Origin of the sequence: Phenylobacterium sp. LjRoot225 (assembly GCF_964252855.1) — a bacterium.
Lineage (GTDB): Bacteria > Pseudomonadota > Alphaproteobacteria > Caulobacterales > Caulobacteraceae > Phenylobacterium.
The window spans coordinates 46,806-69,426 of record NZ_CAXUPL020000005.1; the positions used below are offsets into that span (position 1 = coordinate 46,806).

The following is a 22,621-nucleotide window of genomic DNA, read 5'->3' on the forward strand; positions in this document are numbered from 1 at the left end:
TTCATCCCAACGCCCTCTTCGCCACGCCGCTCAGGACGGCGGCCCCGGCCATGCTTCCGCCTCGGCAGCCGCCAGCAGGGCCGCCAGGTCGCTGACGAGACGCTCGTACATCTCGCGCCCGAACTCCGCCGTCGCCTGGCTCGGGCGGCCGACCACGCCGTTCGCCGTCACGGCTGGCATGTCGTACCTCCAAAGCTTGCCGATCGTCACGTCCTCCACATCCCGAGCCAGAGTCATATCGACTTCGTCGGGGCGGAGCGCCAGCAGCATGGCGGTCTCGGCGAGATTGGCGTGCACGTCGCTGCCGTCCATCGTGTAGAGGCGCAGCGCCTCAGGCGAAAGCTCCCATAGGCCTCGCGTGGCGAAGCGCGCCTGCGGCAGGTCATGGCGAAGCTGCAGGATGGCGGACTCGATCGACGGGCCGTTGGTGGCGTGACCCGAGACAATCAGCAGCCGGTCCACGCCCGCCCGCACGGCCCAGGTCGCGATCTCCTCGACCAGGGTCGCCAACAGGCGCGGTGAGAGCGACAGGGTTCCCGCCCACCGACCGGTGTGCCCGTGCGAACAGCCGTAGGCCAGCGGCGGCAGCATCAGCACGTCCTGCCGCTCGCAGGCGGCTGCGCTAATGCTCTCCACAAGCAAGGTGTCGACCCCGCTCGGCAGGTGCGGGCCATGCTGCTCGGTGGCGCCCACCGGCAGCACGGCCACAGTCCGCCCCGAGGCGATGCGGGCGGCGATCTCAGGACTCCTGACGCTCGTCCATCTGGTCATCGGGGCGCCTTCAGACGAACTCGAGGAACTTCTCCCGCTCAGCGGCGGAGACAGCGTAGAAGCTGGCGTCCCATTCACGCCGCTTCTGGGCGACGAAGAGGGAGACGAAGGCCTCGCCGAGGACGGTGCGCGCGAATTCGCTGTCGTCGAGGGCGTCCACGGCCTCCAGCAGCGTCCGCGGCAATCGTTGCACAGCGTTGCGTCCCGCCGGTTCCAGATAGAGGTTGTCGTTCAGCGGAGCGCCTGGATCGCTCGCCAGGTCGATACCCTCCAGGCCTGCATGCAGGCTGAAGGCCGCGGCGAGATAGAAGTTGGTGCTCATGTCGGGCGTGCGGTTCTCGATGCAGGCCCTGTTCATCGGCAGCCGCAGCATGGCGGAACGGTTGTTGCGGCCATAGGCCCGCAGCACCGGCGCCCAGGACATGTCCGGCATGTCGCCGCGCGCCACGAGCCCCTTATAGGAATTGTAGGTCGGGCAGGTGATGGCGCAGAGCGCATCGGCATGCTTCAGCAATCCGCCCACGAACTGCAGGCAGAAGTCGGTCGTCTGCAGGTCGTAGCGGGCGCCAAGCTGGCCGGGTCCGCCGGCCCGGGCATCGAAGACGTTCGCCCCGCCCTCGAGTTCGGCCAGTGACATGTTGTAGTGCGCGCCGGAGCGGAAATCGTCGCTGAAGGGCTTGGGCATGAAGGTGGCGATCGCCCCGTGCTGCTCGGCGACGACCTTCACCATGAAGCGAAAGAAGGTCAGGCGGTCGGCCGTCGTCAGCGCGTCGGCGTAGCCGAAGTCGATCTCGAACTGCCCATGGCCCCCTTCCTGGTCGAAGGAGTACAGCCCCCAGCCGAGCTGATCGACATAGCCGGCCAGCTGCTCGAGCAAGGGCTGGGCCTGCGACATCTGGTGAAGGTCGTAGGCTGGCGTCACCCCGCCGAACCGCTTCGGCTGGAGCGGCGCCAGGCCTTCGGCGGTACGTCGGTAGATGTAGAACTCGGGCTCGATTCCTAGATTGAACCTGAAGCCGGCCCGCGCGGCGCGTTCGCGCGCACGCTTCAGGATGACACGGCTGCAGTTCGGATAGGGTTCGCCGCGGAAATGAAGGTCCGCCGCGAACCAGCAGTAGCGGCGGTCCCACGGCAGGATGATCGCGCTCGCCAGGTCCGGAACCGCCGCGCACTCATCGAAGTGCGGCCCTACCAGCCCCATGCCGTCGAGGGCGCCGACTGTGAACAACTCCGATCCACGGACCATCGCGTCGAAGTGACTCAGAGGCACGCACTTGGTCTTGGAGGCGCCGTGGATGTCGACAAAGGTCACATAGCAGTATTGGACACCTTGTTCGTCCAGATGCTTCAGAAGTTCCGCCGCAGTACCGCTCATTGAGATTACTCGCTGTGAGTGTTGTGGATTGCTGGATTCAGCCCCAGACCCGTCCGGCTCTGGGCGTGTCGATCCGGTAGTCGGTGGCGTGCCGCTCGAAGAATTCGCGACCGAACTGGCGCGCACGCTCCAGAGGCCGTGAGGGATCCTTCGGAACATCGGCCCGCGCATTGCCGACGCCGTGAACGACGCCCACGAAGGTCGAGGCAGTGTAGCGGGCGAATTCCTGGACCTGATGCACGGGACCGGCCGTGACCGTGGGAAAGGTCTCTTCCGAGCTGAGGACGAGGCCGACCCGTTTGCCCTGCATCTGGGTCACGACCCGAGCTGAACGTGGCGACGACGCCGCAACGTTGCAGAACATGCGGTCGAAGAAGGCCTTCAACTGGGCGGACACGCCGTACCAGTAGATCGGCGTTGCGGCGACGAACCCCTCAGCCGGCAGGTAGCTCTGAAGGAACGTGGTCTCGAAACGGTCGTCGATCGTGCATTCCCCGAGCGCGTTGCGGCAGGTTCGGCAGTCCCGCAGGAAGCCGTTGAGGATGTCGGCGGCGAAGACAAAGTCCGCGTCGTGACCCGCCTCGCGCAGCCCTTCGGCGACGGCCTGCGCTAGCTGAGCGGAGTTCCCGTCTCGCCGCGGACTAGAACTGAGCACGAGAGCCTTCATCGACTGATCCCCGGCTGGGCCGGCCCCTGCATGTTGACAATCTGGCCTTAGCACTATGTTGATTGGCTAGTCAATCAACTCGGAGAGCAGACGATGTTTGGGGCCAGCCTGTCGACCTCACAAGAGCGAGCGCCTGGGGCGGCCCAGATAGATCTCCTGCCAGTAGGCGAATGGCTCTTGCTGAGAATGCCGGCCGGCCGACATGTCAGGGTGACGGCGCTGGACGAAGTTCAAGTCGTGGCGCTCTGGGCCTATGACGCCACGAACCTCGAGCGCCGCGTGTCGATGACTCACAGCCAAGCCTTGATCCGGAAGGTCTTTCTAGAGCCAGGTGATCTGCTGGTTGCGAGCGATCATGGAGCGATCCTACGGGTCTTTGCCGACATCTCCCATGGGCGGCACGACAGCTCTATCCCCGCCTGTAGTCCGGCGCTCTCGCGCAGGTCGGGGCCCCTTCGGGACCCTCCAAGCTGCACAGCGCGACTGTCGGCGACGCTGTCGCGTTTCGGCGTCGAGCAACTCGACGCGCCGCAACCCTGGAACCTGTTCATGACCACAAGCGTAGCCCCGAACGGCAGCTACGCTACGCGGGAGCCAGCGTGCTGCGCAGGCGACTACGTCGAACTCCGCGCCGAGATCGATTGTCTGGTTCTGCTTTCATCTTGTGCGCACGGCATGTCGCGAACGGGCCATGACCGCGGAGGAGAAAGCTCCGCGCTGGTTATGACCTTCATTCCCCACGGCGGATGACTTGCCTCCGCGACAATAATGGGCCGTTCGTTAGTTCCGGCCCTCCAGAACGCCCGCCATCTCCCGGAGGTCTCCGATGCCCTCAGCCGAGGGCGGCGAAGGTCTCGTCCCAGAACGCCGGACCCGCGGCCTGGGCCTTCTGGATGATCGGGTTCGTCTGCTGCAGGTCCTTGATGTAGCCCGGGTATTTGTCGGCCTGATACTGGTGCATGGTGCCGCCGAACTTGTTTTTGACGGTCGAGAAGGCGTCGTGCTCGATGATCAGGTCGAGAAACGCCTTGGCGACGGCGGGCGCCGCGGCTCCGGCCTTTGCACCGAACTTGCGGGTGGCGATCCGGATCTTGTCCTCGAGCACCATGGTGAGCTCGCCGTAGGGCCAGAACCGGCCGACCATGGCGAAGTCCTGCGCGCCGTTCGCCACGAAGTAGGCGAACACATGCTGCTCCATCTCGGAGAGAGACATCCTGTGTATCCTTTTCGCGCCGACACGACGCCGTACTGGAGATGATCGTGGAAGTGTTCTGCGCCGCAGCCCCGCCCGGCCGCCGAGGGCCGGGCGGGGAGGGGCCTCAGATCTGTGCGGGGTGGGCGGGCGTCGCCCCGTAGCCGATGATGGCCTTGACCTCGAGGTATTCCAGGAAGCCGAAGTCGCCCCACTCGCGCCCGTTGCCGCTGCGCTTGTAGCCGCCGAACGGCGCGTGGAAGTCGAAGCTTCCGTTGACCCAGATGGCGCCCGTACGCATCCGCTTGGCGACGGTGCGGCAGGTCTCGAGATCCTCGCCGACGACATAGCCGCCGAGGCCGAAGGTGGAGTCGTTGGCGATCTCGACGGCGTCGTCGAGGTCGTCGTAGCCGATCATCGCCAGCACCGGGCCGAAGATCTCCTCGCGGGCGATGACCTTGTCGTTGGTGGTCACGAAGACGGTCGGCTTCACATAGAAGCCCTTCTCCAGGCCGGCCGGACGGCCGAGGCCGCCGGCGATCAGCTCCGCGCCCTCGTCCAGACCCTTCTGGATGTATTCCTGGATGATGTTGTACTGGCCCTTGGAGACGACCGGGCCCATGGCGGCGTTGCCCAGCGGATCGCCGACCGTCACGCTGTTGGCGGCGGTGCGGGCGGCCTCGATGCACTCGGCCATGCGCGCGGCGGGCACCAGCAGGCGCGAGCCGGCCGAGCAGGTCTGGCCGGAGTTGCCCATCATCGCGCCGGTGGCGGCGCCGACGTTCGCCGCCAGGCTGGCGTCGTCGAGCACGACATAGGCGCTCTTGCCGCCGAGCTCGAGGCCGACGCGCTTCACGGTCGGGGCCGCATCCTTGGAGATCTGGACGCCGACGCCTTCGGAGCCGGTGAAGGAGATCATGTCGACCTGTTCGTGCTTCGAGAGCACCGTGCCGAGCACCGCGCCTGAGCCCTGGACCATGTTGAACACCCCGGCCGGAACGCCGGCCGCGTGAAGCACTTCCGCCAGGATCTGCGCCGAATAGGGGGCCAGTTGCGGGGGCTTCAGGATCACGGTGTTGCCGGTCGCCAGGGCCGGGAAGATCTTCACGCAGGTCTGGTTCATCGGCCAGTTCCACGGGGTGATCAGGCCGCAGACGCCGATCGGCTCATGACGGATCAGGGTGGAGCCGCGCAGCTCCTCGAACTTGAACTCGCGCAGCACCTCAATGGCGGTCTGCAGGTGGCCCGAGCCGAGCATGGTGTGGAAGCCGGTGCCGAGGGAGAGCGGCGCGCCCATCTCCTCGGTGATGGCCTCGCCCATCTCCTGCTTGCGGCGTTCGTACTCGGCCTGGATCGCCAGCATCACCTCGAGGCGCTGCTCGCGGGTGGTTTCCGACCAGCTGGCGAAGGCCTTACGCGCGGCGGCGACCGCCTTCTCGATATCGGCGGGCGAGCCCAGGGAAATCCGGCCTGAGACCTCTTCCGTCGCGGGGTTGATGACGTCGGCCGTCTTGGGCTCGACCGGATCGACCCATTGTCCGTCGATGTAGAACTTCAGATATTCGCGCATGCCCGCTTCCTGACTTTCCAACGGTTGGTTTCGCCAACGGCTATTTTCGAACGGCCTAAACGCAATGCCCGCGCCGCGCAATTTGCGGCGCGACGCGGGCATCACAAAAGGCTGAGAGACCGAGGTCCCTCTTACTGGGTGCCTTCCGCGTACCAGGTGCGGAACTCGCTGTAGTTCGGCATCTCTTCCGAGTTGGCCTTCGGGTCGATCGGCACGTGGATGACCGTCACCTTGCCCGAGGCGTAGGCGCGTTCGATCGCCGGGCCGATGTCCTCGGCCTTCTCGACGTACTCGCCACGGCAGCCGAAGCCCTCGGCGACCTTGTCGAAGCGGACTTCCTTCGACCAGTGGGTGCCGGTCTCGGCGGTGCCCAGGCCGAAGGTGCGCTTGTAGACGCCGACCTCGAGGCCCCACTGGTTGTCGACGCCGACGATGCAGACCAGCGGCAGCTCCTTGCGGACCGCCACTTCCAGCTCGGCGATGTGGAACATGAAGGAGGAGTCCGAGGTCAGCAGCATGCCGGGGCGCTTCTTGCCGGTGGCCGCGTAGTCCGCGAGCATGGCGCCGGTGGCGTAGGGCAGGCCGGTGCCGATGTGGCCGTAGTTCTGGTTCCAGATCACGTCATGCGGCTTGGACTGCGAGTAGGTCCACTGGAAGATCACCGTGGCGCCGCCGTCGCGGATCAGGATGCCGTCCTTCGGGAAGGCCTTGGACGCCTCGACGACGAAGCGCGAGGTGTGCATCGGTCCGTTGGAACCGTCGGCCTTGGTGCGCGATTCAGCGGCCAGTTCCTCGAGCTGCTGGGCGTCGCGCTGGATGTAGCGCGACAGGGCCTCGGTCGGCTGGCGCGGGGTGTCCTTCAGCGCGCGGACGAGCTGCGGGACGACGGCGCGCAGGTCGCCGACCAGCGGCACGTCGATCGGGCGGTTCACGCCGATCGCGGTCGGGTCCTGCTGGACGTAGATCCACTTGCGGTTGGCTTCGTTGGCCACCCAATGGCGCCAGCGGCCGTAGTGCGAAGGCTCGCCCAGTTCGGTGCCCAGCGCCAGGCAGAGGTCGGACTCCACCACGGCGTCGATGGAAACTTCCGAGAAGCCGTAGGGGAAGGTGCGCTCTTCCAGGCCCGGGATGAAGGCGGTTCCGCCCGAGGTCTGGATGACCGGGCATTGCATGAGGTCGGCCAGTTCCTTGACCGCCGCGCCGGAACGCGTGGTGTGAACGGCGTGACCGACCAGCAGGATCGGGTTCTTGGCGGCGCGGATCAGCTCGACGGCTTCGGCCAGGCGGTCACCGTCAGCGCCCTGGTTGACCAGGCGGTAGCGGTGCGGCGGCAGCGGCTCGGGAACGTCGAGCTCCTCGAGGATGACGTGCGAGGGGAACTCGACGTAGGACGGGCCGGGCGTGCCGGACATCGACTGGCGGATCGCCTCGCGGATGACTTCGTCGGTCTGGTCGGCGTATTCGATCGAACCCGAATACTTCACCGAATCCTCGATCATCGGCTCCTGGCGGACGAACTGGATGCGGCCGCGGCGGACGCGGCGCTCGGTGATGCGGGCGCGCTGGCCGCCCATGAAGATGACCGGCGAATTCTCGACCTTGCAGCACTGGATCGCCGGCATCGCGTTGGCGATGCCCGGGCCAAGCGTCCCGATGGCGAGCGCCGGCTTGCCGGTGATGCGCGAGGCGGCTTCGGCCATGAAGCCGGCGGCGGCCTCATGGTGGGGGGAGACGACGGTCCAGCCGCGCGATTCCGCCTCGAGGAACAGGTGGACGAAGTTCGGGTCCGGAATGCCGAACAGGGTGTTGATCCCTTCGGCTTCGAAAAGCTGCAGGATGCGCTCGTAGACGGGTACGCCCATTATTTGTCTCCCTGTTGCGCCAAGCGGTTTGCGGCGCCGCGAGTGTGCAAGGCTGATTACTGGCCGGTCCGCGGTTTGTCGATATAGAAAGTCTTTCTACATATAGAAAGATACTGGCCGGCGACGGCGGCGGCATGTAAGCAGATGGCGCAGGCGAGCGCTCGCAGAGTTTCGCGCCCGGGCGCGGAGTTCTCCGCCCGGCCAGAACAGGAATGATCCGATGCCGCATGATGGGGGGGCGAATGGAGGGGAAGGGTCCAAGGCGCCGACCGCGGAGCGCGACCCCGCGACCGTCGCCAAGGGCGGCAAGGTCCCTTCGATCTCGCGCGCGCTCGCGGCCATGCATATCCTCGGGCAAAGCCCCACGCCGCTCGGGGTCCAGGCGATCGCGCGCCAGCTCGGGGTGGTGACCAGCAGCTGCTACTACCTGCTCCAGGCCCTGCTGGCCGAGGAGATGGTCGCCTTCGATCCGGACACCAAACGCTATTCGCTCGGCCCCGGCGTGCTCACCCTGGCGCAATACTGGTCCCGCCAGAACAGGTTCGGCGATCTGGTGCAGCCGCACCTCGACCAGATCAGCGAGGCGTTCGACGTCACCGTGGTCGCCACCGAGATCTTCGGCCTGGACCACGTGACCATCATCGCCATCTCCCGCTCGGCGGGCGCCTTCCGGTTCAGCGCCCATATCGGCACCCGCTTCCCGGCGCTGACCAGCGCGACCGGGCGGTGCATCGCCGCCTTTGGAGGCCACCCGGAGAACGAGATCCGGGCCCGGTTCGCCCAGATCAAGTGGGACCAGCCGCTGGACTACGAGACCTGGCGACAGCAGGTCGAACGCACCCGGGAGCTGGGCTACGGGGTGGACGCCGGCAACTTCATCTCCGGCATGATCTCCATCGCCGCCCCCGTCTGGGACGCCCAAGGGTCGGTGAGCCACGGCATCAATACGATCGGCCGGGCGAGCGCGCTGGACGGCGCCCGCCTGGCGGGACTGGAAGAGGCGGTCCTCACGGCGGCGCGGCAGCTGTCGCACCGCAGCTGACCGCGCCCGAAACGCCGGGGGGGTCGTGCGCCGCGCGCGGGCGCCTTGCCTGCCGCCGCAATCGCATCATGGCCGCGTCGCAAACTGCGAACGAAAATTTTCAATCGCGGGCGTGCGGGGTAAGGTCGGGAAACAAGCGCTTCAGCGGGGTCCGGGCGGCGAGCCGCCGACCCCTAGGCGACAGGGTAGGGAGGATGCAAATGGCGGGTATCAAGGTCCAGAATCTCAGCGACGACCTGGCGTTCGGCGCGCGCGTGGCGGGCGTCAACTGGGAGGCGCTCGCCGACGAGGCGGTCCGCGCCGAGATCAACCGGGTCTTCGAAGAGCGCGGCGTGATCGTCTTCGACGACGTCGAGCCGACCTCGAAGATGCAGGTCGAGCTCAGCAAGGTCTTCGGCCCGCTCAAGGACCACCCGACCAAGGCCACGCCGCGCGACGTCGATAGCGATGACCTGGCCGTCGGCGTGATCGACATGCACTACAAGCCGAGCGACGATCCCTACAATGTCGAGGGCCTGGTGGAGCTGAACGGCCAGCGGCTGGCGCGCTATTCGCCCTGGCATTTCGACCACTGCTACAACGACGAACTCAACCGCGCCGGCGTGCTGCGCGCGCCGATCAATGCGCCGGTGGGCGGCCGCACCGGATTCATGGACGGGATCGAACTCTACAAGCAGTTCCCGAAGAACCTGCGCGACCGGCTCGAAACCCTCAACATCATCTACACGCTCGACACGCGCCTGACGAAGATGCGCTTCGGCGTGAACTTCAAGCCGCTCGGCGATCCGCCGGCGACCAAGGAACTGCTCAAGGAGGTGGCGATCTTCCCGCGGGCGATGCACCCGGCGGTCTGGACGCGCGCGACCGGCGAGAAGGTGCTGCACATCGGCCCCTGGATGTCCGTCGGCGTCGAACACCACGAGGACGCCGAAGGCGACGCCTTCTACGAGGAGGTCTGCCAGACCATCAACCGGCTGGCCGGCGCCGGCTGCAGCTACTGGCACGACTGGAAGCCGACCGACATGCTGATCTGGGACAACTGGCGGATGGTCCACGCCGTCGAAGGCTGTGACGCCAAGTACGAGCGCCAGACCCTGCGGACCACGATCAAGGGCGACTACGGCCTCGGCTATTTCGAGGACGGCAAGAAGATCGGCGAGGTCTATCGCGACGTCGCCTAGGGGCCGTCAGCGCGCGGGCCGACTATCTGGCCGAGGCGGCGTCGGAACCCGCTGACGTCGCCGCGGCCGTGGAGGCGGCGACCGTCCGCGCCTGTGCGCGAAAGGCCGGGAAGACCTCTTCCAGGAGCCGGGTTTCCGGGAGGATGTAGACGACGCCTCTGACGCCGGTGAACGCCGGGCGCACGACCTTCTCGTAGAAGCCGCCCGGGACGTTGATGCAGCCGTAGGTGATGCGATTGTCGTCCGGCGACGACGACGTCAGCCGCTGCAGGCGCCGTTCCTGGGGGCTCCCCCTGACGACGGGATGCAGCGAGATCGCGGTCGCATAGTCCACCCAAAGGACCCGGCCTCCGCCCGGGGCGAGCCCCCAGGCCGCGAGGAACCGGCCAGCCGGGGTCGTTCGCTCGTCGGGGGGGATGGCGGACAGCTTGCGGTCGCCGACGCCCGGCGCGGAATCGTCCCCGTGCGCGAGGCCGAGCAGGGCCGGCGCCGCGCCCGCCAGACGGCCGTCGGCGGTGAACACAAAGACCTCGGCGGCGACCTTGTCGATGATCACGAAGGGGAGATCGCGATTGTCGCCCGACGCGATCGCCCACGTCGCCAGCTGCGCCACGGTCTCGGGCGCCGGCGGGCTGGTCCGCGCCGTCTCAGTCGCCTGCGCCGCCCCGGCCCAGGTCATGCCGGGCCAGAGCGCCCCGACCCCGAACGCCAAGGCCGCGAACGCCGTCCTTATGGGATCGCGCATAGCGTCGCTCCACGGACCGCAAGTCCGACCCGCTTACACAGGCAGCGGAACTCGATCGGCGAGGGTCACCTGCAAGCTCCGTATCCGAAGATCAGTTCCGCGGCGAGCGCGGGCGGGCCTGTTCGAGGGTGTCCACCCGGGGGGTCAGCTGGTCGAGCCGTTGGTTCGCGGTGCGCGCGTCGGCGGCGGCGGCCTGCGCCGCGGCGTTGGCGGCGTCGGCGCGCTGGATCGCGTCCCCCGCCTTCGCGTCGACCGTAGTGATGCGACTGTCCACGGGGGCGATCTGCTCGTTGACGTAGTCCTTGGTGGCGCATCCGGCAAGACTGAGCCCGCCCAGGACAAGGGCCGCAGCGAGTGGGATGCTTGCGACACGATTTGCAGGCCGTGGCATTCCGAACATCCTCTGTTTGTTATGACTCGCGGATATTCAACCTTTGCTGCGATGGACGCTCCATCATTTGATCCGAAGCACGGCCGGAGCCGTCGCCACGTTCAGCTCCACGCCGCGGAATGCTCGCCGCAGAGCTGGTTCGACAGGGTCTGGCCCCCGGTCTTGAGCGCCTGCTGCAGGGCAGGCAGGCCGTTGCGCTTCAGGGCGCTGCCGATGCCGATGGCGACCAGCGCATGGCTGGGCCGTCCGCGCGCCTTCCAGACCGGGGCTGCGACCACGGTCACGCCGGAAATGTAGTTGCCTTCGTCGACCGCGAAGCCCTGGTCGCGGGTCTGGGCGACCTGCGCCTTCCAGTCCTCGAACGTCGGGGGCTCGTCCCAGCGCAGCGACTTGAACCGGGCCTTGATCTCGGCCTCGGGGTAGCCCCCGAAGGCGCCGATGCACCGGCCCGTGGCGCTGATCAGGGCTGGGAAGCGGCTGCCGATCTGGGTGCTGAGCTGGAAGCTGGGCCCCGACTGGGAGACAGCGACAACGATAATGTGATCGAGGCCGACGATCTGCACGCCGAGCATCGTCACGTCGAAGGCCTGGGCGATACGGTCCAGCACCGGCTGGGCCAGGTCGTTGAACGGATTGCGCCGCAGCCACTGCCGGGCGAGCGTCAGCACGCCGGCCTCCAGGGCGTAGCGCTTTGTGTCCGGGTCGAAGGCGACGAACTCCTCGGCGACCAGGGCGCGCAGCACATAGAGGCAGGTGCTGGGCACCAGGCCGAGCTCGCGGGCGATGGCCTGCACGCCGAGCGGCGCATCGCTCTTGCCCAACAGACGCAGGATCGCCGCCGCACGGGAGATGGCCGGCGCCTTGCTCGTCTCCATCGCCTTGGCGAGTTCGCGTTCCGGCGCCGCGGGGCGCAGCACATCGTCCTTCATGCCGGTTCGCCGTCAGTCATGGATGCCCCTGTCCGCCCCAGTATGCGGCGAGTCGCTGGATCCGAATTCGTTCAATATATAGAACGCTATTCGATATTTACAACAGTCGAAATCTCGTGGCATATCCCCGCGTCACCCGAACGACCGCGCAGACCTGCGGCGGCTTCGGAGAAAACAGCTGTTGGATCAATGGCCAAGCTCACCGAATACACCCGCTACGCAGACGCTCAGGAACACGCGAACTCCCAGGCGCTGTGGGAGCTTTTCGACGGGGATCGTGAGCATCTCAACATCGCCCACGAGTGCATCCGCCGCCATGCGGACGGTTCCGGCCGTGCGGCGGTGCGCATCGCGCATGCCGATGGCGCCGACGAGGTCCTGAGCTTCGACCAGATCGCCGCCGGCTCGGCGCAGTTCGCCCACTGGCTGGTCGAGAACGGCATCCAGAAGGGCGACCGCATCGCCTTCATGCTCGAGCCGTCGCTGCCCTTCTATCTGAGCCTGTTCGGCGCGATCACCATGGGCGCGATCAGCGTGCCGATGTTCACCCTCTTCGGGCCCGACGCGCTGCGGCTGCGGATCGACGACTGCAAGCCGAAGATGCTGATCACCAACGCCGAAAAGGCAGAGATCGCCGGCAAGATCGAAGGCCTCCGCGTGGTCGTCGCCGACGAGGCCATGCTGGCGGAGATCGGGCGCTTCCCGACCACCTTCGAGGCGAAGTCGCGCGCCGACGATCTGGCGGTCTTCCAATATACCTCGGGCACCACGCGCGAGCTGCCGGAGGCGGTGAAGCACACCCATCGCGCCATCGTCACCCTGATGTTCGCAGCGCTCTACGGCACCGGCATCCGGCCGGGCGACGAATTCTTCTGTCCCTCCTCGCCGGCCTGGGGCCACGGCCTCTGGCACGGGACGCTCGCGCCGCTGGCGCTGGGCGTGTCGACCGGCACCTTCGCCGGTCGTTTCGACGCCGTGCGGCTGCTGAAGGCGCTGCAGGACTACAAGATCACCAACATGTCGGCGGCGGCCACCCACTACCGGATGATGAAGAACTCCGGGAAGGCCGGGGACTTCACCTTCTACTTCAAGAAGCTGTCTTTCACCGGCGAGCCGATCGACCCCGCCACCCTCGACTTCATCGAGGAGACCTTCCACGTGCCGGCGTGCAGCATGTACGGCACGACGGAGATCGGCGTGGTGCTGGTCAACTATCCCGGCGCGGAAGACTTCGTGGTCAAGCCGGGCTCGCTGGGCAAGCCGATCCCCGGTCTGAAGCTGCAGGTGCAGAATCCCGACGGCACGCCGACGGCGCCGAACGTGGTCGGCGAACTGATGCTGTGGCGCCGCGACGGCTGGATGACCACCAAGGACCTCGCGCGGACCGACGACGAGGGCTACCTCTACCACTGCGGCCGGGCCGACGACGTGATCATCTCCGCCGGCTGGACGATGAGCGCGGTGGAGATCGAAGCCACCCTGCTCAAGCATCCGAACGTGCAGGAAGCCGCGGTCATCGGCGTGGCCGATGCGACCCGCGGCCAGGTCGCCAAGGCCTTCCTCGTCAGCGACCGCGCGGCGAGCGAGGACTTCATCACCGAGCTCAAGACCTTCACGCGGGAGCGGCTCAGCCAGCACGAGTTTCCGCGTCACATCGTATTTGTGAGTGAACTGCCGAAGACGCCGGCGGGTAAGGTTCACCGCAAGATCCTTCGCGATCGCGAGGCCGCCGCCGCGGCCGCGCTCGCCAACTGACATCCAGGAGAAGACGAATGGCGCTAGACTCAACCGAAGCCCGTTTCCCGAAGATCACCGAGCAGGGCCTCGACGATCTCCGCAAGCGGATTGGCGTTCCGATCACCGACACGCTCGAGCCGTGGAACTATGAGGCGACCCGCGACGCGATCCGCCACTACGCCCACGGGATCGGCGACGATAACCCCCTGTGGACCAACCCGGATTACGCGGCGAAGACCTCGTTCGGCAGCATCGTGGCTCTGCCGAGCTTCCTGTTCTCGACCAGCCGGATCGTCTCGGGCTACTGCGGCGGCCTCTCCGGCGTTCACGCCATGTGGGCCGGCGCCGACTGGACCTGGCTGAAGCCGGTGCTGCGCAACGACGTCATCACCACGACGGCGCACCTGAAGGACCTGATCGAGCACCAGACCCGCTTCGCCGGTCGCGCCTTCCAGCAGATCTACCACACGGAATTCTTCAACCAGCACGGCGACAAGGTCGCCGAGTGCGACAGCTGGGTGTTCCGCACCGACCGCGACGAAGCGCGTGAGCGCGGCACGAAGTACACCGAAGCTCGCGGCCGCGTCGAACCCTACACCGACGAACAGATCGCCGAGTTCTACAAGCTCTACGCCCAGGAAGAGATCCGCGGCGCGACTCCCCGCTACTGGGAAGACGTGACGGAAGGCGAAGCGCTGCCGCGCATGATGAAGGGGCCGATGACGGTCACTGGCTTCATCGCCTACGCGCAGGGCTGGGGCGGCCTCTACATCCGCGCCAACAAGCTCGCCGCCAACATGGTCATGAAGCACCCGGGTCTCGGCATTCCGAACCGCTTCAACGTGCCGGATTGCCCGGAGCGGGTTCACTGGGACGAAGCCTTCGCGCTCGAAGTCGGCGCCCCCGGCGCCTACGATTACGGCCCGGAACGCTGCTCCTGGCTGACGCACCACGTCACCAACTGGATGGGCGACGCGGGCTTCCTGCAAAAGAGCAAGTGCCAGATCCGCCGCCACAACCCGGAAGGCGACGCCATCTTCATCGACGGCGTGGTCACCCGGAAGTGGGTCGAGAACGGCAAGCATCTGGTGGAGATCCAGCAGAAGGCCATCACCGCTCGCGACGAGCTGTCGGCCTCCGGCGCCTCCATCGTCGAACTGCCGAGCCGCGGCGCCTAAGCCGAGGCTGACCACCATGCTACCCGGCCGCGCGCCTTTCCGGCGCGCGGCCGGCACATGCTTCGAAACTGCCGGCGACAGGCAGCGAAGCCCAGGGAGAACTGATGGCTGACACGGAAGCTTCGGCCGTCTGGGCCGGTCCCCTCCGGGGCGTTCGAGTTCTCGACTTCACGCGCGTCCTGGCCGGACCGTCGGCGGCGCTCGCCCTGGCCGATCTCGGCGCCGAGGTGCTCAAGATCGAGCCGCCCGGCGCCGGCGACGAGACCCGCACCTTTCCGCCGTTCCGCGAGGGCGAAAGCCACTACTTCCTGAGCGTCAACCGCGGGAAGAAGAGCATCGTCGTCGATCTGAAGACAGAGGCCGGCCTCGCCCTAGCCAAGGACCTCGCGGCGAAAAGCGACATCGTCATCGAGAACTATCGCCCGGGCGTGATGGATCGGCTGGGCCTCGGTTACGAGGCGCTGTCGGCGAGCAATCCGGGCCTGATCTACTGCGCGATCTCGGGCTTCGGCATGACCGGCCCGCTTCGCGACAAGCCCTCCTTCGACATCGTCATGCAGGCCCTGTCGGGCGCGCTCAGCGTCAACGGCGAGCCGGGCCGCATGCCGACCAAGCTGGGAATCCCGCTCGGCGACCTGGTGGGCGGGATCAACGGCCCGATCGGCATCCTGGCCGCTCTTTACGAGCGCAGCCTCACCGGTCGCGGCCGGCTGATCGACATCAGCCTGATGGACGGCCTGATCGGCATGCTGGGCTATCTGGCGCAGCTGGCCTTCTTCACCGGAGAGGATCCGAAGCCCCAGGGCTCCCAACATCCGAACCTGGTGCCCTACGGCGCCTTTCCGGCGAAGGATGGGTCGATCATCGTCGCCTGCTTGATGAACAGCTTCTGGGAGCGCATCGCCCAGGCCTGCGGCGCGCCGGAATGGCTGCACGACCCCCGGTTCGCCAGCATCGAGAAGCGCCGCGACCATCGCGAGGTGGTGAACGCGGCGGTCTCGGCGTTCACGCGGCAGAAGACCGTCGACGAGCTCGTCGAGATCTTCACCCAGCACCAGGTCCCGCACGCGCCCATCCTCGGCGTCAAGGAGGCGCTCGCCCAGCCTCAGGCGGTGGCGCGCGAGATGGTGGTCGAGACCGACCATGCGGTCCTGGGGAAGATCCCGATCGTCAATCGCTCGATCAAGTTCCCCGGCGCGCCCCAGCCCGTCCCCACCGCGCCGCCGACGCTCGGGCAGCACACGGATGACATCCTCAAGGACGTGCTCGGCCTGACGCCGGAGCAGATCGAAGGCCTGCGGGCCCTGAAGGTGATTTCCTGACGCCGGTTACCAATGGTTGGAAAAGCCGCTGATCCGGCGATATTGCTGTCGATACGCGCCCAGGCGGTCCCCGCTGGAGGATCTCGGGCCGTCAGCAAGATCACGCTCCAGGGAAACGCCCAATGCCTGAACTCAGATTCGACGATCGCGTCGCCGTCATCACCGGCGCGGGCCGGGGGCTTGGCCGGGCCTACGCCCTGCTGCTCGCCTCGCGCGGCGCCAAGGTGGTCGTCAACGATCTGGGAGTCGGCCTGCAGGGCGAGGGCGCGGACGCCGGTCCGGCTGAAGCGGTCGTCCAGGAGATCAAGGCCGCCGGCGGCGAAGCCGTCGCCTGCACCGACAGTGTGACGACGCCCGAAGGCGGCCAGGCGATCATCGACACCGCGATCAAGCACTTCGGCAAGATCGACATCCTCGTCCACAACGCCGGCAACGTCCGCCGCGGCTCGCTGAAGGAGCTGAGCTACGCGGACTTCGAGAACGTCCTCGACGTCCATCTGCGTGGTGGCTTCCACGTCGTGCGGCCGGCCTTTCCGCTGATGTGCCAGGCCGGCTACGGCCGCATCGTGCTGACCTCGTCGATCAACGGCCTCTACGGCAACCCCAATGTGGTGAACTACTCCGTGGCGAAGGCGGGCCTGATCGGCCTGTCGAATGTCGCGGCGATCGAAGGCGCCGCCGAGGGCGTGAAGTCCAACATCATCATCCCGGCTGCGGTGACGCGGATGTCCGAAGGCGTCGACACCAGCGCCTTTCCGCCGATGGATCCGGATCTGGTGGCGCCGGCCGTGGGCTGGCTCGCCCATGAGAGCTGCTCGGTCACCGGCGAGATGCTGATCTCCGTCGCCGGCCGGGTGGCGCGGGCCTACTCGGCCGAGACCGAGGGGGTCTATCGTCCGTCCTGGACGATCGAGCAGATCGCCGAACAGATCGACGCCATCCGCAACATGGATCAGCCCTGGCACTTCCCGCCCGCCCCCACAGGCCACCTCGACCATCTGCGCCGCAGTTTCGCGATGGCCTCGAAGGGCTGACGGATGCGGAGGCGCGCTCGGCCCAGACCGAGCGCGCGCCGATCCGGCCAGTAGCCGCCAGGCGCGAAGCAGGTCAGTTTGCGGTCGCGCAGCAGTCGGTTGATCTGCGCATGTGATAGGCTTTGAGCGCCGCGGGCGCAGCTTGGCGGCTGCGACAGTCTAGCGGCGGGCGCGAGGGTAGGGGCGATATGTCGGAGGGCCGGAAACGGCGGCCGCGGGATCCGAAAGCGACCCGTGAGGCGATCCTGGAAGCGGCCCGCACGCGGCTCGCGATCGATGGTCCCGAGGGCTTGAGCCTCTCGGAGGTGGCGCATCTCGCCGGCGTCAATCGCGGCACCGCCTATCAGCATTTCGAGACCCGCGAGAAGCTGATCAAGGCCACCGCCGAATGGGTTTCGGACAAGTTGTTTCGCGCCGTGTTCGGCGATCCGGAGACCATCGGCGAGCGTCGGGTCGAGCAGGTGGACATCCCTGAGATGACCGACCGGCTGGCCAACTTCGCCATGGACAACCCGGAGCTCTGCCGGGTGTGGCTGCTGCAGGTCCTGTCCTCGCCGGACCCCTGGAGCGACCCCTTCTGGAAGGAATATGAAGGCTCCCAGCGCAGGTTCGCCCAGACCGGGCTGTCGCAGGAGAATATCGACGTCGAGGCGCTCTCGGTCATCATGCTGGCCGGCGCCTTCCTCTGGCCGGTCTGGGGCCGCTCCCACGCCACGGACGAGAAGGATCGCCGTCAGCTGGCCCACCGTTTCGCCCAGGAATGTCTGCGTATCTCCATGCACGGCAGCCTGCGCGCGGACCGCTTCCCGGAGATCGCCGAACGTCTGAAGGCGCCGGTTCCCGCGACCAAGACGAAGAAGCGCGCCGAAGGCGGTTGATCGGTCGCCAGGGGTCTGCCGGACTGGCCTTTGGCCGGAGGATGTGCGACTTGAAACCCCTCCCCAAGACCACACGAAAGACAAGCGCGCATGTTCTCCGCTCTGCTCATCAGCAAGACTGACGAAGGCCAGACCGTCGAGGTTACGCAGCTGGACGAGGCGCAGCTTCCGGAAGGCGACGTGGTGGTGGCGGTCGAATATTCGACGCTGAACTACAAGGACGGCCTGGCGATCACCGGCAAGTCGCCGGTCGTGCGCAAGTGGCCGATGGTTCCGGGGATCGACCTGGCCGGCACGGTGCTGGAGAGCAGCCACGCCGACTGGAAGGCCGGCGACAAGGTGGTGCTGAACGGCTTCGGCGTCGGCGAGACCCATTGGGGCGGGCTGGGCCAGAAGGCCAAGCTGAAGGGCGACTGGCTGATCGCCCTGCCGGCCGGGATCACGGCGCGCCAGGCGATGGCGATCGGCACGGCGGGCTATACGGCGGCGCTGTGCGTGGATGCGCTGGTGAAGGCCGGCGTCACCCCGGACAAGGGCGAGGTGCTGGTCACCGGCGCCACCGGCGGGGTGGGCAGCGTGGCGATCGCGCTCCTGGCCAAGGCCGGCTTCACGGTGGCGGCCTCGTCGGGCAAGGCTTCGGAAGCCGACTATCTGAAGCAGCTGGGCGCGACGACCATCATCGACCGCAACGAGCTCTCCGCGCCGGGCAAGCCGATGCAGAAGGAGCGCTGGGCCGGCGTGGTCGACTCGGTGGGCAGCAACACCCTGGCGAACGCCTGCGCCCAAACCCGCTACGGCGGCGTGGTCGCCGCCTGCGGCCTGGCCCAGGGCATGGACTTCCCGTCCTCGGTGGCGCCCTTCATCCTGCGCGGCGTGTCCTTGCTCGGCATCGAAAGCGTCATGGCCCCGAAGGCCCCGCGGCTGGCGGCCTGGGCCCGCCTGGCCAAGGACCTCGACATGGGCCTGCTCGACGTGATCGGCGGGACCGAGATCGGCCTCTCCGGCGCGGTCGCCGCGGCCACCGACCTGATCGACGGCAAGGTCCGCGGACGCATCGTCGTCGACGTCAACACGTAAGACCAAGGCAGGAACGCCGCCGCGGGGCCGCCTTCGGGACGGCCCCGCGTAAGCAAAGAGAATGCTTCGGGAGGTCACATGTCCAATTCCGCCGCGCCGCAAGGTGAAGTGCAGCTCGACCTGAGCGACGTCGATCACCGGCTGGGTCAGCTGGTTGGCGGCGGACAGCTGTATGACCCCTGCGCCCCCGGCGACATCCGTCGCTGGGTCATGGCGATGGACTATCCGAACCCGATCCACTGGGACGAGGAGTTCGCGCGGAAGTCCAAGTTCGGCGGCATCATCGCCCCCCAGTCGATCGCGGTCTGCCTCGACTTCGGCCACGGCGCACAACCCGCCGTGGTCGGCCATATCCCCGGCTCGCACCTGATCTTCGGCGGCGAGGAGTGGTGGTTCTACGGCTACCGGGTGCGCCCCGGCGACAAGCTCTTCCAGGAGCGCCGATTCCACGACTACAAGATCACCGACACCAAGTTCGCCGGCCCGACGATGTTCTCGCGGGGGGACACGATCCACCGCAATCAGCACGGCACGGTCGTGGCCAAGGAGCGCTCGACCGGCATCCGCTATCTCGCCGCCGAGGCCGACAAGCGGAAGATGTACGAGCAGAAGCTGCCGCCGAAGCCCAAGTGGACGGCCGAGCAGATCGCCGAGGTCGACAAGGTCCGCCACGACTGGATCCTGTCGAACCGGATGGGGGTCTCGCCAATCTTCGGCGAGGTGAAGGTCGGCGATCGGCTGCCGCGCCGGGTGATCGGTCCGCACACCATCGCCAGTTTCGCCACCGAATACCGCGCCTTCGCCTTCAACATGTGGGGCAGCTACGCCTGGGTCGCGCCGGAAGGCGTGAAGGATCCCTGGGTCAACCAGGATCCGGGCTGGGTGGAAGGCTTCGGCTTCGACGAGGAGGGGGCCAAGATCGACCCGCGCAAGCGCGACGGCCTCTACCTCGGGCCGAGCCGCGGCCACGTCGACGAAGAGAAGGCCGGCGAGATCGGCATGGCGCGGGCTTACGGCTATGGCGCGACCATGGGCGCCTGGGTCACCGACTACCTGGCCTATTGGGCGGGCAACGACGGCTTCGTCCGCTATGTGAAGTCGGACTTCCGCGGCGCCGCCTTCGAAGGCGACGTGACCTATTTCGACGCCGAAGTGGTGGAGACCCAGGCCGAGACCGCCTGGGGCGTGCCGCTGGTCACGGTCAAGGTGAAGCTCACCAACCAGGACGGCGCCGCGGTCGTCGTCGCCACCGGCCAGGTGGAGCTGCCGGTCGGCTGAGCCGGCCACGGTCGACGCGGTCTTCGACGTCTCTACGCGCCGTGTTCGGCCCGGACGAGGCCGCGCGTCTCCGGCCCGGACGCGGGCTGGCGGCCCGGAACTGGTACAAGAGCGCAGCGCCGATTGACTCCGCCTCGGGGCGGGCCAAGGTTGCCGCGATCCGGTTGCAGGGCCGGTTGCGCCGCCTGCGCCCGCCGCTGCGAGTGGCGTAGCCCGGGCGCGAGCGTCCGTCTGAACTAGAGGAAAGACTTGTGATCGATCTGTCTGGACGCGTCGCCATCGTGACCGGGGCCGGCGGCGGCCTGGGCCGGGCCCACGCCAAGCTGCTCGCCAAGCGCGGCGCCAAGGTCGTCGTCAACGACATGAGCGACGCCGCCGACACCGTCGCCCAGGAGATTGTCGCCGAGGGCGGCCAGGCCATCGCGGCGCGCGGCTCGGTGTCAGACGTCGACGCGGTCCAGGCGATGACCGACAAGGCGCTGGCCGACTGGGGCCGCATCGACATCCTGGTGAACAACGCCGGCATCCTGCGCGACAAGTCCTTCGCCAAGATGTCGCTCGAGGACTTCCGGCTGGTGGTCGACGTCCACCTGATGGGGGCGGCGATCTGCACCAAGGCGGTCTGGGAGACGATGCGCGCCCAGAACTATGGCCGGGTGGTCATGACCACCTCCTCGGCCGGCCTCTACGGCAACTTCGGCCAGGCGAACTACAGCGCCGCCAAGATGGCCCTGGTGGGCCTGATGAACACCCTTGCGATCGAGGGCGCCAAGAACAACATCAAGGTCAACTGCCTGGCGCCGACGGCGGCCACCCAGATGCTGGAAGGCCTGCTGCCGGCCGAGCAGCTCCAGGTCCTGAGGCCCGAGGCGGTGAGCCCGGGCGTGCTGGCCCTGGTGCGAGACGACGCTCCGACCAAGACCATCCTGGCGGCCGGCGCCAGCGGCTTCGAACTGGCCTATGTGACGCTGACGCAGGGCGTGCACGTGGGCTTCGGCGACGACGCGGCCGAGCAGGTCGTGGCCCAGTGGGACAAGATCGCCGACCGGACGCATGAACATGTGCCGCACGAGGCCTTCGCCCAGGCGCGGCTCGAGATGGCCAAGGCCGGCCTGAAGATCGAAAGCTGAGCCTGAGATCGAAAGCGGAGGACGTGAAATGACCAGAGAGGCCGTCATCGTCTCGGTCGCGCGCACGCCGATCGGCCGCGCCTACCGCGGCGCCTTCAACGCCACCAAGGCGCCGACCCTCGCCGCCCACGCGATCCGCGCGGCGGTGGAGCGCTCAGGCGTCGACCCCGCCGAGGTCGACGACTGCCTCATGGGCGCCGCCCTGCCGCAGGGCGACCAGCACACCATCGGCCGCACCGCCGCCCTGCGCGCCGGCCTGCCGGTGACGGTGGCCGGCATGACCATAGACCGGCAGTGCTCGTCGGGCCTGATGACCATCGCCACCGCCGCCAAACAGATCATCGTCGACCGCATGGACGTGGTGGTCGCCGGCGGCGTGGAGTCGATCTCGCTGGTGCAGACTCCGGAGGTCCGCCTGGGCGCCGACCCCGAGCTCGTGGCCCTGCACAAGGACGTCTACATGCCGATGCTGCAGACGGCCGAGGTCGTCGCCCATCGCTACGGCATCGGCCGCGAGCGCCAGGACGCCTATTCGCTGCAGTCGCAACAGCGCACGGCCGCGGCCCAGACGGCGGGCAGGTTCGACGACGAAATCATCCCCGTCACCACGACCATGAAGGCGATGGACAAGGCGACCGGCCAGGTCAGCGACAAGACCATCACGCTCGCCAAGGACGAGGGCAACCGGCCGGAGACCACGCTCGAGGGCATTGCCGCCCTGCGTCCGGTCGTCGAGGGCGGCTCGATCACCGCCGGCAACGCCAGCCAGCTGTCCGACGGCGCCGCCGCCTGCGTGCTGATGGACGCCGAACTGGCCGCCGCGCGCGGCCTGAAGCCGCTCGGCCGCTACATCGGCATGGCCGTCGCCGGGACCGAACCGGACGAGATGGGAATCGGCCCGGTCTTCGCCGTGCCGAAGCTGCTCAAGCGCTTCGGCCTGACGACGGACGACATCGGCCTTTGGGAGCTCAATGAGGCCTTCGCCGTCCAGGTGATCTACTGCCAGGACAGGCTCGAAATCCCGAACGACAGGCTGAACGTCAACGGCGGCGCCGTCTCCATCGGCCACCCCTATGGGATGTCCGGGGCGCGCATGACCGGCCACGTCCTGATCGAGGGCCAGCGCCGCGGCGCGAAATATGTCGTGGCCACGATGTGCATCGGCGGCGGCATGGGCGCGGCCGGCCTCTTCGAAGTCCTCTGACGCGAGCAGGAGGTCGTCACGCCGGACCTGGACCCTCTGGTCGCAAAGACCCTCGCCA

At 67.5% G+C, this 22,621-nt stretch carries 21 protein-coding genes; 12 read left to right on the forward strand and 9 right to left on the reverse strand.

The annotated features are described in order from the left end of the window. Nucleotides 1-30: 30 nt before the first annotated feature. From ACSQ2B_RS23750 to ACSQ2B_RS23760, 3 genes are read right to left on the reverse strand one after another with little or no spacing between them, the layout of a single operon-like run. Nucleotides 31-771, reverse strand: a complete 741-nt coding sequence (locus tag ACSQ2B_RS23750) for a creatininase family protein (RefSeq protein WP_436053845.1) — start codon at nt 769-771, stop codon at nt 31-33. Between the two features lie 10 nt (nt 772-781). Continuing rightward, entirely contained in the window at nt 782-2,146 is a 1,365-nt protein-coding gene (locus ACSQ2B_RS23755) for a hypothetical protein (protein ID WP_436053847.1), read from the reverse strand. 37 nt (nt 2,147-2,183) lie between these two features. Next, the gene (locus ACSQ2B_RS23760) at nt 2,184-2,813 is read right to left on the reverse strand and encodes a flavodoxin family protein (RefSeq protein WP_436053849.1); all 630 of its coding nucleotides are present in this window, start codon (nt 2,811-2,813) and stop codon (nt 2,184-2,186) included. Nucleotides 2,814-2,906: 93 nt separating this feature from the next. On the opposite strand from ACSQ2B_RS23760, the gene ACSQ2B_RS23765 reads away from it, so the two are divergent. Further along, nucleotides 2,907-3,563, forward strand: a complete 657-nt coding sequence (locus ACSQ2B_RS23765; RefSeq protein WP_436053851.1) for a DUF1989 domain-containing protein — start codon at nt 2,907-2,909, stop codon at nt 3,561-3,563. 82 nt (nt 3,564-3,645) lie between these two features. Here ACSQ2B_RS23765 and ACSQ2B_RS23770 read toward each other — a convergent pair whose 3' ends face one another. From ACSQ2B_RS23770 to ACSQ2B_RS23780, 3 genes are all read right to left on the reverse strand, one after another. Next, complete coding sequence (locus ACSQ2B_RS23770; RefSeq protein WP_436053853.1) at nt 3,646-4,026, reverse strand: hypothetical protein; 381 nt, start codon at nt 4,024-4,026, stop codon at nt 3,646-3,648. Nucleotides 4,027-4,132: 106 nt separating this feature from the next. After that, complete coding sequence (locus ACSQ2B_RS23775; protein ID WP_436053854.1) at nt 4,133-5,575, reverse strand: aldehyde dehydrogenase family protein; 1,443 nt, start codon at nt 5,573-5,575, stop codon at nt 4,133-4,135. A 131-nt stretch (nt 5,576-5,706) separates the two neighbouring features. After that, nucleotides 5,707-7,437 (reverse strand): thiamine pyrophosphate-binding protein, encoded by a 1,731-nt coding sequence (locus ACSQ2B_RS23780; protein ID WP_436053856.1) that lies wholly within the window; start codon nt 7,435-7,437, stop codon nt 5,707-5,709. Nucleotides 7,438-7,657: 220 nt separating this feature from the next. Here ACSQ2B_RS23780 and ACSQ2B_RS23785 point away from each other — a divergent pair, with 220 nt between their 5' ends. Together ACSQ2B_RS23785 and ACSQ2B_RS23790 are read left to right on the forward strand one after the other, a co-directional pair. Continuing rightward, nucleotides 7,658-8,479, forward strand: a complete 822-nt coding sequence (locus ACSQ2B_RS23785; RefSeq protein ID WP_436053858.1) for an IclR family transcriptional regulator — start codon at nt 7,658-7,660, stop codon at nt 8,477-8,479. 200 nt (nt 8,480-8,679) lie between these two features. Beyond that, on the forward strand, nt 8,680-9,660 hold the full coding sequence (locus ACSQ2B_RS23790) for a TauD/TfdA dioxygenase family protein (RefSeq protein ID WP_436053860.1): 981 nt from the start codon (nt 8,680-8,682) through the stop codon (nt 9,658-9,660). Nucleotides 9,661-9,682: 22 nt separating this feature from the next. On the opposite strand, the gene ACSQ2B_RS23795 is transcribed toward ACSQ2B_RS23790, so the two are convergent. The 3 genes from ACSQ2B_RS23795 to ACSQ2B_RS23805 all read right to left on the reverse strand — a co-directional run bounded on the left by ACSQ2B_RS23795 (nt 9,683) and on the right by ACSQ2B_RS23805 (nt 11,725). Then, nucleotides 9,683-10,405, reverse strand: a complete 723-nt coding sequence (locus tag ACSQ2B_RS23795) for a L,D-transpeptidase (RefSeq protein WP_436053862.1) — start codon at nt 10,403-10,405, stop codon at nt 9,683-9,685. A 91-nt stretch (nt 10,406-10,496) separates the two neighbouring features. Further along, on the reverse strand, nt 10,497-10,796 hold the full coding sequence (locus ACSQ2B_RS23800) for a hypothetical protein (protein ID WP_436053864.1): 300 nt from the start codon (nt 10,794-10,796) through the stop codon (nt 10,497-10,499). 101 nt (nt 10,797-10,897) lie between these two features. Further along, nucleotides 10,898-11,725 (reverse strand): IclR family transcriptional regulator, encoded by an 828-nt coding sequence (locus ACSQ2B_RS23805; protein WP_436053866.1) that lies wholly within the window; start codon nt 11,723-11,725, stop codon nt 10,898-10,900. A gap of 189 nt (nt 11,726-11,914) precedes the next feature. Here ACSQ2B_RS23805 and ACSQ2B_RS23810 point away from each other — a divergent pair, with 189 nt between their 5' ends. The 9 genes from ACSQ2B_RS23810 (at nt 11,915) to ACSQ2B_RS23850 (ending at nt 22,563) form a co-directional block, all read left to right on the forward strand. After that, nucleotides 11,915-13,480: an acyl-CoA synthetase gene (locus ACSQ2B_RS23810; RefSeq protein WP_436053868.1), complete on the forward strand. Its 1,566-nt coding sequence runs from the start codon at nt 11,915-11,917 to the stop codon at nt 13,478-13,480. A 17-nt stretch (nt 13,481-13,497) separates the two neighbouring features. Further along, complete coding sequence (locus tag ACSQ2B_RS23815) at nt 13,498-14,640, forward strand: FAS1-like dehydratase domain-containing protein (RefSeq protein WP_436053870.1); 1,143 nt, start codon at nt 13,498-13,500, stop codon at nt 14,638-14,640. A gap of 104 nt (nt 14,641-14,744) precedes the next feature. Then, nucleotides 14,745-15,962 (forward strand): CaiB/BaiF CoA transferase family protein, encoded by a 1,218-nt coding sequence (locus ACSQ2B_RS23820; RefSeq protein WP_436053871.1) that lies wholly within the window; start codon nt 14,745-14,747, stop codon nt 15,960-15,962. A gap of 122 nt (nt 15,963-16,084) precedes the next feature. After that, entirely contained in the window at nt 16,085-16,996 is a 912-nt protein-coding gene (locus ACSQ2B_RS23825; protein WP_436053873.1) for an SDR family NAD(P)-dependent oxidoreductase, read from the forward strand. Between the two features lie 188 nt (nt 16,997-17,184). After that, nucleotides 17,185-17,874: a TetR/AcrR family transcriptional regulator gene (locus tag ACSQ2B_RS23830; protein ID WP_436053875.1), complete on the forward strand. Its 690-nt coding sequence runs from the start codon at nt 17,185-17,187 to the stop codon at nt 17,872-17,874. Nucleotides 17,875-17,964: 90 nt separating this feature from the next. After that, on the forward strand, nt 17,965-18,951 hold the full coding sequence (gene acuI / locus ACSQ2B_RS23835; RefSeq protein WP_436053877.1) for an acrylyl-CoA reductase (NADPH): 987 nt from the start codon (nt 17,965-17,967) through the stop codon (nt 18,949-18,951). A 78-nt stretch (nt 18,952-19,029) separates the two neighbouring features. Next, nucleotides 19,030-20,229 (forward strand): FAS1-like dehydratase domain-containing protein, encoded by a 1,200-nt coding sequence (locus tag ACSQ2B_RS23840; protein ID WP_436053879.1) that lies wholly within the window; start codon nt 19,030-19,032, stop codon nt 20,227-20,229. A gap of 254 nt (nt 20,230-20,483) precedes the next feature. Then, nucleotides 20,484-21,359: an SDR family NAD(P)-dependent oxidoreductase gene (locus ACSQ2B_RS23845; RefSeq protein WP_436054048.1), complete on the forward strand. Its 876-nt coding sequence runs from the start codon at nt 20,484-20,486 to the stop codon at nt 21,357-21,359. Between the two features lie 28 nt (nt 21,360-21,387). Then, nucleotides 21,388-22,563, forward strand: a complete 1,176-nt coding sequence (locus ACSQ2B_RS23850; protein WP_436053881.1) for an acetyl-CoA C-acyltransferase — start codon at nt 21,388-21,390, stop codon at nt 22,561-22,563. Nucleotides 22,564-22,621: the final 58 nt, after the last annotated feature.

Coding starts and splice junctions, on each gene's coding strand:
- ACSQ2B_RS23750 (WP_436053845.1), bottom strand. CDS start 771: ATGACCAGATGGACGAGCGTCAGGAGTCCTGAGATCGCCGCCCGCATC.
- ACSQ2B_RS23755 (WP_436053847.1), bottom strand. CDS start 2,146: ATGAGCGGTACTGCGGCGGAACTTCTGAAGCATCTGGACGAACAAGGT.
- ACSQ2B_RS23760 (WP_436053849.1), bottom strand. CDS start 2,813: ATGAAGGCTCTCGTGCTCAGTTCTAGTCCGCGGCGAGACGGGAACTCC.
- ACSQ2B_RS23765 (WP_436053851.1), top strand. CDS start 2,907: ATGTTTGGGGCCAGCCTGTCGACCTCACAAGAGCGAGCGCCTGGGGCG.
- ACSQ2B_RS23770 (WP_436053853.1), bottom strand. CDS start 4,026: ATGTCTCTCTCCGAGATGGAGCAGCATGTGTTCGCCTACTTCGTGGCG.
- ACSQ2B_RS23775 (WP_436053854.1), bottom strand. CDS start 5,575: ATGCGCGAATATCTGAAGTTCTACATCGACGGACAATGGGTCGATCCG.
- ACSQ2B_RS23780 (WP_436053856.1), bottom strand. CDS start 7,437: ATGGGCGTACCCGTCTACGAGCGCATCCTGCAGCTTTTCGAAGCCGAA.
- ACSQ2B_RS23785 (WP_436053858.1), top strand. CDS start 7,658: ATGCCGCATGATGGGGGGGCGAATGGAGGGGAAGGGTCCAAGGCGCCG.
- ACSQ2B_RS23790 (WP_436053860.1), top strand. CDS start 8,680: ATGGCGGGTATCAAGGTCCAGAATCTCAGCGACGACCTGGCGTTCGGC.
- ACSQ2B_RS23795 (WP_436053862.1), bottom strand. CDS start 10,405: ATGCGCGATCCCATAAGGACGGCGTTCGCGGCCTTGGCGTTCGGGGTC.
- ACSQ2B_RS23800 (WP_436053864.1), bottom strand. CDS start 10,796: ATGCCACGGCCTGCAAATCGTGTCGCAAGCATCCCACTCGCTGCGGCC.
- ACSQ2B_RS23805 (WP_436053866.1), bottom strand. CDS start 11,725: ATGAAGGACGATGTGCTGCGCCCCGCGGCGCCGGAACGCGAACTCGCC.
- ACSQ2B_RS23810 (WP_436053868.1), top strand. CDS start 11,915: ATGGCCAAGCTCACCGAATACACCCGCTACGCAGACGCTCAGGAACAC.
- ACSQ2B_RS23815 (WP_436053870.1), top strand. CDS start 13,498: ATGGCGCTAGACTCAACCGAAGCCCGTTTCCCGAAGATCACCGAGCAG.
- ACSQ2B_RS23820 (WP_436053871.1), top strand. CDS start 14,745: ATGGCTGACACGGAAGCTTCGGCCGTCTGGGCCGGTCCCCTCCGGGGC.
- ACSQ2B_RS23825 (WP_436053873.1), top strand. CDS start 16,085: ATGCCTGAACTCAGATTCGACGATCGCGTCGCCGTCATCACCGGCGCG.
- ACSQ2B_RS23830 (WP_436053875.1), top strand. CDS start 17,185: ATGTCGGAGGGCCGGAAACGGCGGCCGCGGGATCCGAAAGCGACCCGT.
- acuI (WP_436053877.1), top strand. CDS start 17,965: ATGTTCTCCGCTCTGCTCATCAGCAAGACTGACGAAGGCCAGACCGTC.
- ACSQ2B_RS23840 (WP_436053879.1), top strand. CDS start 19,030: ATGTCCAATTCCGCCGCGCCGCAAGGTGAAGTGCAGCTCGACCTGAGC.
- ACSQ2B_RS23850 (WP_436053881.1), top strand. CDS start 21,388: ATGACCAGAGAGGCCGTCATCGTCTCGGTCGCGCGCACGCCGATCGGC.